Source organism: Heliomarina baculiformis, from assembly GCF_019966545.1.
Taxonomy (GTDB): Bacteria; Pseudomonadota; Alphaproteobacteria; order Rhodobacterales; family Rhodobacteraceae; genus Heliomarina; species Heliomarina baculiformis.
This window is the reverse complement of the sequence record NZ_JAIMIC010000018.1, coordinates 45,449-56,144: the sequence shown is the minus strand read 5'-3', so window position 1 is coordinate 56,144 and position 10,696 is coordinate 45,449. Positions and strand designations below refer to the sequence as shown.

General features: G+C 56.1%; 7 protein-coding genes and 1 pseudogene. 1 reads left to right on the top strand and 7 read right to left on the bottom strand.

Annotated features, from left to right (window positions below; translation table 11 throughout):
* Positions 1 to 100: 100 nt before the first annotated feature.
* Positions 101 to 1,291, top strand: a pseudogene (locus tag MF268_RS23720) (IS3 family transposase).
* A 555-nt stretch (positions 1,292 to 1,846) separates the two neighbouring features.
* Here MF268_RS23720 and MF268_RS23710 read toward each other — a convergent pair.
* The 7 genes from MF268_RS23710 to MF268_RS23680 all read right to left on the bottom strand — a co-directional run bounded on the left by MF268_RS23710 (position 1,847) and on the right by MF268_RS23680 (position 10,694).
* On the bottom strand, positions 1,847 to 4,414 hold the full coding sequence (locus MF268_RS23710) for an HWE histidine kinase domain-containing protein (RefSeq protein WP_238373198.1): 2,568 nt from the start codon (positions 4,412 to 4,414) through the stop codon (positions 1,847 to 1,849).
* Positions 4,407 to 4,976, bottom strand: a complete 570-nt coding sequence (locus MF268_RS23705) for a heme oxygenase-like domain-containing protein (RefSeq protein WP_238373197.1) — start codon at positions 4,974 to 4,976, stop codon at positions 4,407 to 4,409. The genes MF268_RS23710 and MF268_RS23705 overlap by 8 nt, the downstream gene beginning before the upstream one ends.
* A gap of 837 nt (positions 4,977 to 5,813) precedes the next feature.
* Positions 5,814 to 6,068 (bottom strand): hypothetical protein, encoded by a 255-nt coding sequence (locus MF268_RS23700; RefSeq protein WP_238373196.1) that lies wholly within the window; start codon positions 6,066 to 6,068, stop codon positions 5,814 to 5,816.
* 102 nt (positions 6,069 to 6,170) lie between these two features.
* Complete coding sequence (locus MF268_RS23695) at positions 6,171 to 6,623, bottom strand: hypothetical protein (RefSeq protein WP_238373195.1); 453 nt, start codon at positions 6,621 to 6,623, stop codon at positions 6,171 to 6,173.
* 573 nt (positions 6,624 to 7,196) lie between these two features.
* Positions 7,197 to 7,508 carry an AtuA-related protein gene (locus MF268_RS23690; protein ID WP_238373194.1) on the bottom strand — a complete coding sequence of 104 codons (312 nt, stop codon included), beginning with the start codon at positions 7,506 to 7,508 and terminating at the stop codon, positions 7,197 to 7,199.
* The gene (locus MF268_RS23685) at positions 7,495 to 8,838 is read right to left on the bottom strand and encodes an acyclic terpene utilization AtuA family protein (RefSeq protein ID WP_238373193.1); all 1,344 of its coding nucleotides are present in this window, start codon (positions 8,836 to 8,838) and stop codon (positions 7,495 to 7,497) included. The genes MF268_RS23690 and MF268_RS23685 overlap by 14 nt, the downstream gene beginning before the upstream one ends.
* Entirely contained in the window at positions 8,835 to 10,694 is a 1,860-nt protein-coding gene (locus MF268_RS23680) for a TRAP transporter permease (protein ID WP_238373192.1), read from the bottom strand. Before MF268_RS23680 ends, MF268_RS23685 begins: the two co-directional genes overlap by 4 nt.
* Positions 10,695 to 10,696 lie beyond the last annotated feature (2 nt).

Genomic DNA, 10,696 nt, shown 5'->3' with positions numbered 1-10,696 from the left:
TTTCAGTCCCATAGTCAGTCTCCTTTGTTGCAGTAAATGCTATCAAAGGAGCGGCATCAAACCGCGACAGGTCCAGTCCGACCCAACCTGAGGACGGACTATGAAGCGACCGAGATTCACGGACGAGCAGATCATCGGCATCCTGGCCGAGCACGAGTCAGGCGCGAAGTGCGCAGACCTGTGCCGCAAGCACGGTATGTCGGAGGGCACCTTCTACAACGGGAAGGCCAAGTTCGGGGGCATGACGGTATCAAAGGCCAAACGGCTGAAGGCGCTCGAAGATGAGAATGCCAAGTTGAAGAATCTTCTGGCCGAACAAGTGCTGGATCTGGCTGCGATGAAGGATCTGGTTTCATAAAAGTGGTAGGGCCCGCCGTGAAGCGTGAAGTTGTCGCATATCTTCGGGTCGAGCATGGCCTGTCGGAGCGGCGGGCCTGCCATATCGTCGGCGCTGATCGAACGATGATCCGCTATCGATCTCGGCGTGCTTCGGACACGGTTCTGCGCGGTCGGTTGCGAGATCTGGCCAACTTGCGCCGGTGGTTCGGTTACCGGCGCCTGTTCGTCCTGCTGCGCAGCGAGGGCGACTCGTCGGTGATTAACCGGATCTATCGGCTTTACCGGGATGAAGGGCTGGCGGTGCGCAAGCGAAAGGCTCGCCGCAAGGCCGTCGGGACATGGGCGCCGATCCTGGTTGAGGCACGGCCTAATGCACGCTGGTCACTGGATTTTGTGCACGACCAGCTCGCTTGCGGCCGCCGGTTCCGTTTTCTGAACGTAGTCGATGATGTGACCCGAGAATGCTTGGCAGCGATCCCGGACACCTCAATCTCGGGGCGCCGTGTCGCGCGTGAGCTCACGGCCCTGATCGAGCGCCGCGGGAAGCCAGGCACGATTGTCAGCGATAATTGGACGGAACTAACCAGTAACGCGATCCTGCGGTGGTGTTCGGAGCATCGGATCGAATGGCACTACATCGCGCCGGGCAAACCCATGCAGAACGGTTTCGTCGAGAGTTTCAACGGGCGGATGCGCGACGAGCTGCTCAACGAGACCATGTTCCGCAACCTAGCCCAAGCGCGCGTCGTGATCGCGGCTTGGGTCACGGACTACAACACCGAGCGCCCCCATTCGGCCTTGAATTACCAAACCCCGGCTGACTACGCGCCGGCCCTGACCGCCGCAATCGCCCGCCCCGCTGCGCGAGATGAAAGCTCCGCGCGTCGGGCGATTGCTCAACCTGCGCCTATCGGCGTAAAACACCAACCGGGCTCCAGTCGCGGCTGGATGAAAGTTCAGTGGCAGGTCGGTGCGGGGCCACCGACCAGATTTCGGTGACTCCCACAGTAGCAGTTCTTTTTGGGAATGCAGAGCTTGCTCAATGGGCGCCCGAACGGAAGATGCGACGCGCCATCAGCCGAATGATTTCGACCTTTTTGGATGCAGCAGGATATCTCGTTCATGGCCGACCCCATCCATTACGCGGCAGGCGAATGCAGAGTATTCTGCCGAGAGTGCCCGACCACGCTATTTAGCAGACGTAGCTCCAGAGCCTCTTCTACCACGACCTCTTGCAAAACGCGGTGCAGCCGCAGGTCTTTTAATTCGGTCGACGTCGCTGCACGGGCCGCGTCGCCCGCCAAGAGAGTCTTACCAGCTTCAAGGAAATCTTTGGGCAATCTGAAGTACCGGTAAACATCCTATTTAGGAAGACGATCATTGCCTGTGCCAAGAACAAGAGCCGCCCAGCAAACTTTAGTTTAAAACGACTAGGACTTGGGCCAACCGGATCTCGATCTTTCGGTAGCTATTCAGATCGGTCAATAATGTCTCCGAGCCGGTTAAATCAATTGTCCAGTATCACTTTAGAAATCACTTTCTTCAGACCGTCCCAGTTGTACGGTTTTGTAAGAACGGGCACATCGGCAAACCTTGCGACGAGATCGATATTCGCCCCATATCCTGTTGCCAGGATCGTCGGTATTCCCAGTTCGCGGCATTTCTCGACTACCGGAAGAGACAGCTCATCGCCAAGATTTACATCCAGCAGAGCGATACTGATATCATGCTTGGATATTATGCTTAGGCCATCCGCGACCGAACTTGCTATATGAACATTTTCTGCGCCCAGTTCGGTCAACATGTCTGATGCATCCAACGCAATTATCATGTTGTCTTCTAAGACAAGGCAATGTCCATCCAACCGGATTTCAGCCTCTTCTATGACGGCTGTTTGCTGCGAAGACACCATGCTCGCTTCTGATGGTCGGACATGTGCAGAAGGTAAAACAAGGTCAGCTTCAAAGCCCGTGATACGGTAGCGAGTGTCTGTCTGACCTCTCAGTTCATAGGGTACTGATCGCTCAATGATTGTGGTTCCGAAGCCCCGCCGCGTTGGCGGCTGGACAGGCGGGCCGTTTATTTCTCTCCAAAAAAGTTTGGCTGCGCCATCCGGCTGCAAAGCGACATCAAGCTCAATTGATCCGGAGGATTCGCTGAGTGCGCCGTATTTTGCAGAGTTCGTAACCAACTCGTGGATAACCAAGGCCATCGTAGAGAAGGCTGTAGGCGAAAGATCGATGTTTTCGCCCTTGATCATTACGCGGGAAGATTTCTCGGTCAGAAATGCTTCTACTTCCGTATTTACAAGAGACTGCAGCGGGACCCAGTCCCATTCCGCTTTGGTAAGCTGATCATGTGCGCGCGCCAAAGCAAAAATACGATTGTCGAGAACAGATCGGTATTCCTGAGTCGATTTTGCGCCATCCTGACCTTGTGAAACGAGCCCGCGAATGAGGTTCAAGATGTTTTTTACCCGGTGGTTCAGTTCCGCAACCAAGAGTTCCTGTTGGTCCTGAGCTTTCTTGCGCATCATATTGCGCTCGTCAGCCAATTTCAGAACAACTTCCAATAATGTCACGCGAAGAGCATTCGCTGCGCGAATCTCTGAACCGCGCCACGGCGCGGATTGGCCGCGTACCACTTCCTGCCAGGCTTCAAAGCTTTTGCGGGGCGTAAGTCGTGCGCCGTTCGGGCCAAGTTCCACAGGCTTCTCCGGATTACCTGCCCATCGGATTGATGTTGCGATCTCCCTCCGGAACAAAACAAGATAGTCCCGAGGCGTGCGCGAAATAGGAAGTGCAAGGATGCCAGCAACTCGGTCCACATATCCCTCTGCCGCAGGATATCGTGCTGAAACCATGTTGGTGTGATAAACCTGTCCCGGAGGTACCGTGTTCAAAAAACGCGCTAGCCCAAGGAACTCTTCCTTGGTCAGCGCGGAGCCGGTTGCTTCATAGTCACCGTTTGTATAAACCGCTGCACCATCAAAGGGTATTACCTCTCTAATCGCCTCCGAGAGAATGTTGAACGCCTCGATCATGTCCATACCGCCGGACAGTTGCCTCATAAGATCATCGTGCAGCGTCCGACCGCGATCAACCTCCGCCAGCTCCGAAGTCAGTTCATGTTGGGCGAGCTGATAGTTGAAAAGCTCCGAAAATAACTCGATCTCGCTGCGTGTCTGATAGCTGATGTATCGTGGCGTGCGGTGGTGGCATGCGAAAAGCCCCCAAAGTTTACCATTACGAACGATTGAAACGGACATTGATGCCGCAACACCCATGTTGCGAAGATATTCGAGGTGGATGGGGGATACTGCCCGTGTTATCGCAAGCGACAGGTCCAGAGGCTTACCATTCGGATCTGTCTCTGGGCGAATTGCGTATGTTTTGGCATCGACGTCGGCAATAATCCTGAGCGGGCTACGCACGTACAGCTTTCTTGCCTGTTTGGGAACATCGCTTGCCGGGAACCGCAGGCCCAGTAAAGTTTCTTGGTTCGGCTCCGCAGCTTCCGCGATGACGGTGCCACTCCCGTCTTCGTTGAACCTGTAAGCCATAACCCTGTCGAACCCAGACAGTATCTTTATCGAACGGGCGGCCTCGCGCGCCATCATATCAATAGTCTCATGACGTTTCACACGCCCGATCAGCGCGCGAACCTCTGAGCCATCCCTTACCTTTTGAACCGAGTCCACGCGTGGTTCGAATTCAAAGATGATGTTTTGGTCGCTCTGGCTGATAGAGATGTCGAAGAGGCGGTCATCTTCGAACGCAGGATATGCAAATACACGCACCGCCGCTGTCTGATAGCTCAATACCTGCATTCTGGTGCGAAGATGGTGCACTGTCTCCGAAGGCAGAATTTCTATGAACCTTGATCCGACGAGACGATCGGTATCCAAGTTGAGAAGGTCGGCGCAGTTCTCAGAAGCATGTGTAACCATCCAGTCTGAAGAAACCGCAATCAAGCATCCGTAACTCTGAACTTGACCAAGAATGTGTATGGGCTCGCGGTCGCAATTGTTGAGATCATACTTCTCTCGGTACTGGTTAGGATGGGCTTCAGACATGGATTACTCGCTGAGATAAGGGAGCGGCTCGAGCGCTCGCTTGGTACAATTGGAAAATACGATCTGCGTCGCGAACAATCTGATCCGCGACCTCGCCATCCGGCTGCATCTCTTCGGCAGACACGCAGAATGACTTCCACACTTCTATATAGCTTGGCGCGGAAAAGTATGCGTCGGCTTGACGAACTCTATCATCAGTCGCCAAGAGCCACCGTTTCTTCAATATCTGGCTGCCAAGCCTTGAACCCGCGATGACGTAATCGATGGCGTATGGGTGAAGAGCCTCAACCGACTGATCATACGGGAGAACAACTTCTTCTTTTAACTGCCGCAGATCGGACACCGCACATTCATGGAGGTCTCTAATTGCGTATGAAGACTGTGCTTCTGTCGCGTGCGGTATAATCAAACCGAGAGCCGCGCTTTGCATACGAAGGAGGCACGACAATCCGTCGACTGTCGTCAGGTCAAACTCAGAAACCATGGCGTCAACCTGATTGTGCATGATGTGCGTGTCGTATCGAAGCCGCTCGCGAAGACTTGTCCACTCACGTCCACTCATTAAACCTCCAAGGTTGTACAACATTTTCAGTTGCTTCACTTGCGTCGCGCTGCCGGTTTCTCAGTGCCCAAACCTCGACATCGGCACACATTAGACAGCGTTTTTAAGGTCAGAATTTTATGGTCGTCAACTCAAAAACTCGTTGTCTTATGTATCTAACCCTCAGGGCGTTTTCATGAGGTAAAAGTCTTACTCTATCCTCTGTAGGACGGACTTGTCCGACCAGTAACGGCGAGTTGATCTGCCCCGGACCTGCCGAAGCCTGATTGTCTTTGGTTACGCGGCCATGTCTTCACTTTCGAGGGTATTTAATCCAGGCGTTATGCGACGTTTAGGCTTTCTTCCAGTGGTCCATAAAGCGGCTCGGAGCCAAGTTGCCCCGCGATGGATGAGGCCCAATTTTGTTTTGGTCGACCTTCCAGCTGTTGAGTTAAGCGTCAGGACGTGGCTATCGCCGTTCTGGGGTTCTTCACTCAGGTCCAATTTTTCGGTACCGTCAAAATTCATGACAGGTAAAGCACCCATCTGCGCTGGACCACCATCCTGCGAATGGCAGCTCGTAGGTTTTGCTCGCGCCTGACGAGGGATTAACCTTGATCTAGAAACTCCCGGTTCCGTCCAACCGGACGGGATTTGAAAAATCGGCCTGTATGGCCATAATGAGACCATAGAGGCGATAGCTGTCACAGAAATAAGAAGACTGTGCACGCGGCAACAAAAGTGGGCGCCGTGAGCCGCCGATATCTTCACCATACCGAAGTCATACGGTACTCGCGGTTTCAAATCAGCAACGAAATCGGCAATTACCCATGCTTCGATCTGCTGCTTGCGCGGCCCTTACACCGGCAGATTTTGAGTGTGGGTTTCGCCCGCCGTGACATCGGCGCCCGCACGGTCGACACTGCGTTCAACGTCGAAATTCAAACACTTATCGAGTATTGCCGTGCGGGTTGCAGAGATATCTAAAGCCACAAGTTTCTGCCCTACGCGAAAAATGCGGTGGGCGGTGAAATTCAGCTTGGCCTTGTGGCGGACCTCGCAGGGTTCGTCATCTTGGAGTTGTCCGTGGTCGCCCGGACCAGTCGGATCCATACCGCCCGGATCACCCTCGCACTGTCAATCACACCCGCATCGTTTCAGCAGGTCCCGCAACGTGAAGCATAAAAGGATAAACGGATCGCCCCGACGGGCTGCCTACGGCGGGAGCGCCGTCCGTATATCCATCTTTTGGAAATAGCAACATTGACGGAATATCACCATATGGCTCTCATCGACGATTGAAATGCCGGACACGCGGCCCGCGTCCGCCATGACAACTTCAATATTTCCGTTTGCTGCGTCCCCACCGGCAAAAACCTTACGAACCTCGCCGTTTCTGCGCTCCGCATAGATGTCATGTTTCGCAGGGTTGAGGGCGGTCAGCAAAGGATCAAGGTCCAGATGGCCTAGTTTGCGGGTCACGCCGGATCGCTCGGACATCTCGGCAAGTGCGATGCCGCCGAGCAGATCGGTCAACAAGATCACTCTGCACATAAGCGCTGCGAAGCCATCAATCGGAGTGTGACCCTCGACCACACATTTGACCACAGGTTTTGCTTCAAGACCAACTTCATCGGAACAATCCCAATCGCCTCCAAAGTTGATCAACCAGAGGCGGCGCGCGGTCTGGGATATAAATCTTATAAGATGCCGTCGCGTTGCTGAAATTGCTCAATGCGCAATATAGGGGGGACCGCGGTCTTTCACAGTCGTTACTTTTCTCATGCAATGCATATCCCCCTTAGAAATTAATACGGAAGCTGGACCCTAAACATCTGGCTTCTCAAAATCCAACCTGTGGCAGCATCGCAGGTATGAATTGTCACGCAGTCATTCATCGACCACGGTTGAAAATCTCTCCCACCGCGTCTTCAACTCTCGCATGGTTTGACTACTGCGGAGCGGGACTGAGTAACTGAACTGCTCTGTCCCAAATCAATGCCTGAAAGTTTTGTTCGCTAGCCGGCTTATTGATCTGGGTGCAATGGAGCTAAATTGCGGACCGTCGAAGACGTTGCAACAGGATCGGATCAATCCACCGCAGCAAAGAACCGGTCTCTTCGATCAAGTTCAACCCGTTGCTTACCCACAAAATCGCATCCGCAACCGCGTCGCGTCCCATCTACTAAATTGAGGCAGGTTAGCACGTGGAAGGTCTGGCAAATAAACGAATTTGAGGTCTCAGTCTTCGTAACCGACCTGCATCTCCAACAAGGCAGACGCCAGGCATTTGCCGTGTGCATCCTGAGCGAGCGACCGGGTCACACCTCCCGACAATGCGCCTCGGATCACAAAGTTCAGCGCTTGTAGCTGCGGAAGTTCAAACCGCTCGATATTCCGCACATCGAATGTTTCGAAATGCGCGGCCACCCGATTAGCCGTCATCCAGTCCCGGATCAGGGGCCAATGCGCCGGGTCATAAGCGATGACCGATATGTTGGACGTGTCGCCTTTATCACCGGTACGGCCGTGGGCGATGTCATGCAGCTTCATGCTTCACCTCTTTCATCTCGAATGTTGTGGCAACCTCGGCGGCCGGCATCAGACTCGAGGCGATAGCGACGACCTCGCGTGTGCTTTTCGTTGCGCCGCCGCCGCCGGCCGGACCGGAAAGATAAAGGGCCTCGACCTCTTCCCCAATGGCCTGGGCAGACTCCTCATCGCAACAGCGCGCGGCATAACGCATGCGGACCTCGGCGATTTGATCGCTAGGATTCGCGGACGGCCAGACGGAATTTACGCCAATGAGCTCGCCGCGTTCTTCGATGATCCCGACGGCTCTCTGCGAGAGCCGTTCACGCACGAGAGAGATCGCGAGCGTGCCGCGTGCGACACAATTCGCCCCAGCATAGCTGATCTGTCCCTCCCCGAACCAGCCATCGCGATAACCTACGGAAACTTTCAGCAACCCGGTCGCTTTGGCCCCCGTCGCGCCGGACACCTCAACACGATCGGGTCCAATTTCTTCGAAATTTACGTTCGAGAAATCCGCGACCACGTCAGGCTGCAAATACCGGACAGGATCATGGATCTCATAGAGCATCTGCTCGATACAGGTTGCCCGCGTGACACAGCCTCCGGTGCCCTCCAGCTTGGTGATGACTGCATTACCGTCGCTGTCCACTTCAGCCAGTGGATGCCCAATATTCGCCAAGTCAGGCACGTCCTTTACGCCGGGGTCGGCAAAATAGCCGCCGGTAATCTGTGCCGCGCATTCCAGAAGATGGCCGACCAGGATACCGCGGCCCAAACGGTGCCAGTCGTCACGCGCCCAGCCGAATTCATGCACCAGCGGTGCAAGGAAAAGAGAGGGGTCCGAGGCGCGTCCGCAGATGACCACGTCCGCTCCGGCTTCAAGCGCTGCGACGAGCCCCTCGATCCCAATATAGGCGTTCGCCGAGACCAGCCGGTCGGCCAAAGCCGCAGCTGGCTCACCGGTTTCGTCTAAGGTAAACTTCCCGATCCGGTCGAGCACATCGTCGCCTGTTACGGCCGCGACTTTCAATTCTGTTAATCCAAGATCTCGCGCCACGGCTCGTGTGCAGTCGGCGGCCGCAAGCGGGTTCGCGGCCCCCATGTTTGTCACGATGCGCGTGCCATTGCGGACGCAGGCGGGTAGTACCGCGCGCATGCGCCGTTCCAGCAACGGATCATAGCCGGTTGACGGATCGGCACTGCGCGCCTGCTGGGCGAGAGCGATTGTTCGCTCCCCGAGGCATTCAAAAATCAGGTAGTCCAACTTCCCACGTTCGGCCAAGTCCACCGCAGGTGCAATGCGGTCGCCCTGAAAGCCGGCCCCTGCCCCTATGCGCAAAATGCTCATGCCAAAGACCTCCGTTGGACCCGCCCGAGAAAATGTGCCGCGACGAGGATCGCAAGGGCGAGAAATGGCGTCACCGGCTGAGGATAGATCGCAAGCGTAATGACAATCGCGTAGATTGCAACATCGACAGCTTTGCGTCCGAAAAGGTGCGCCCCTGACAACAGCGCCGGTACCGCGAGCACCAGCACAAGCCCGGCGGCGACTGCTTCGAGGATTTCGAGCGGGCCGCCGCCCAAAAGCATGCCCGGATAGAGCAGCAGCAGGAAGGGAACGATGTAGGTGACGGCACCAAGCCGAACGGCCTCACCCGCGGCAGGCAGCCAGTTGGTTCCGGCGATCCCTGCCCCGACAAAGACGGCGACGCAGACAGGTGGCGTGATGACCGATATGGTCGCGAAATAGAACACAAAGAGATGTGCCGCTAGCGGGTCAACCCCCACAGCAGTCATCGCGGGGGCCAGTACGGCAGCGACGAGGACATATGCGGCAGTGGTCGGCAGGCCCATCCCCATGATGAGACAGACCAACCCCACGATCAGCGCGACAAGCACCACGGAATCTCCGGCGATATTGACGATCAGCGACGACAGGGTGACGCCGATCCCGGTAAGGTTAATCATCGACACCAGCACCTGTGCCCCCGCCAGCAAGACACCGATGATGACAAGTCCCTTGCCTGCGTCCTCCAACCCGTCAAGCAGTTTGGACGCCATTTCGCGCAGGCTCAATCGCCCGGTTTCTGTTGCGAAAAAGGCGATCAATAACCCGATGATGCCATAAAACGCCGAGGTCGAGATCGAGCGCCCCATCCAGATTCCGACGCCAAGGCCTCCGAGCGCACAGAGGATCGGCAAAACACGCCGGGGGGCGAGGATGCGAGCCCATGCCGGCATTTCATCTTCCGGCACGACGGCCAAACCGCGCTGCAACGCTACGAAATGCACAGTCATAAAGACCGAGAGATAGAAGAGAACCGCAGGCAGGATCGCGGCCACAATGATGGTTAGATACGGCACCCCGAGAATCTCGGCCATGACAAAGGCTGCGGCCCCCATGATCGGCGGCGCGATCTGTCCGCCGGTAGAGGCGACGGCTTCGACCGCCGCGGCAAATGGCCGGGGGTAGCCAAGGCGGATCATCATCGGAATGGTGAAGTTGCCGGTGGTCGCCACATTGGCAACCGCCGAACCCGAGATCATCCCGAACAACCCGCTGGCGATCGTGGCGATCTTGGCCGCGCCACCGGGCTGCCGACCGCCAAGCCGCATGGCGAGATCCATAAATGCCTGCCCTCCGCCCGTGTGCAGCAACAGCGCACCAAAGAGGACGAAGGCCGCGATAACGGTTGCGGCTACACCCGTCAGCATCCCCCAGATGCCGAGATCACCCAGAAAGATTGTTTCGGTCACAAATGCCGTGTCAAATCCCCGATGACGTAGCGGCCCGGGCAGATAATTTCCGAACAGCGCATAGCCCAATCCCAGCAGAACAAGGATTGGAAAGATCAGCCCGACGGTCCGCCGCCCTAACTCCAGCACGGCGAGCACCAGACCGACGGTGAGCACCTTGTCCAGAGAGGTGGCCCAAGGGAGGCTCGTCATGATCTTGTCGTAGTTGACGACGACATAGGCACATGCCGCCACGGTCACCGCAGACAGGGCGAGATCGACAGTGATGCCCACCGGGCGCCAGGTTTTCCCGGCGCCCAATGGAAAAAGCGCAAAGCCCAGACAGGTCACCAGCGCGAGGAACAACGCCCTTTGGATCAACCCCTCAAAGGGACCGGTCGCTGCGGTATAGAGAACGAATAGCCCGACAATGATCGCCAAGCCTCGTTGTACGCGCTCGTGTGTCATAG

Coding starts and splice junctions, on each gene's coding strand:
- MF268_RS23710 (WP_238373198.1), bottom strand. CDS start 4,414: ATGTCTGAAGCCCATCCTAACCAGTACCGAGAGAAGTATGATCTCAAC.
- MF268_RS23705 (WP_238373197.1), bottom strand. CDS start 4,976: ATGAGTGGACGTGAGTGGACAAGTCTTCGCGAGCGGCTTCGATACGAC.
- MF268_RS23700 (WP_238373196.1), bottom strand. CDS start 6,068: ATGGATCCGACTGGTCCGGGCGACCACGGACAACTCCAAGATGACGAA.
- MF268_RS23690 (WP_238373194.1), bottom strand. CDS start 7,508: ATGAAGCTGCATGACATCGCCCACGGCCGTACCGGTGATAAAGGCGAC.
- MF268_RS23685 (WP_238373193.1), bottom strand. CDS start 8,838: ATGAGCATTTTGCGCATAGGGGCAGGGGCCGGCTTTCAGGGCGACCGC.
- MF268_RS23680 (WP_238373192.1), bottom strand. CDS start 10,694: ATGACACACGAGCGCGTACAACGAGGCTTGGCGATCATTGTCGGGCTA.